Below are 599 nucleotides of genomic sequence, written 5' to 3'. Positions count from 1 at the left end.
CTCACCGCGGGCGCTGCCGATGCCCATCAGCGCGCTGCCGGCACCGCTCATGACGCTCTTGACGTCGGCGAAGTCCAGGTTGATCAGACCCGGCGTCGTGATCAGGTCGGTAATGCCCTGGACACCGGAGAGGAGCACCTGGTCGGCGGTGCGGAACGCGTCCATCATGGAGATGTTGCGGTCGCCGAGCGCGAGCAGGCGGTCGTTCGGGATCACGATGAGCGTGTCGCACTGGTTGCGCAGCTCCTCGATGCCCGCCTCGGCCTGGACCTGCCGGCGCTTGCCCTCGAACGAGAACGGCCGGGTGACCACACCGATGGTGAGCGCGCCGAGCTTGCGGGCGATGTTCGCCACGACCGGCGCGCCGCCGGTGCCGGTGCCGCCGCCCTCGCCGCAGGTCACGAACACCATGTCGGCGCCCTTGAGGACCTCTTCGATCTCGTCGCGGTGGTCCTCGGCGGCGTTCTTGCCGACGTCCGGGTTGGCGCCCGCGCCGAGTCCCCGGGTCAGCTCCCGGCCCACGTCGAGCTTGACGTCCGCGTCGCTCATCAGCAACGCCTGCGCGTCGGTGTTGATCGCGATGAACTCGACGCCCTTGA

General features: G+C 69.4%; 1 protein-coding gene. It reads right to left on the bottom strand.

Annotated elements, in window-relative coordinates:
* The coding region (gene ftsZ / locus SM447_RS29520; RefSeq protein WP_474576141.1) for a cell division protein FtsZ at window positions 1-599 on the bottom strand (599 nt) is incomplete at both ends.

This window comes from Micromonospora aridisoli (assembly GCF_056150025.1).
The sequence above is the reverse complement of the archived record's forward strand: the minus strand, read 5'-3'. Positions and strand labels throughout refer to the sequence as shown.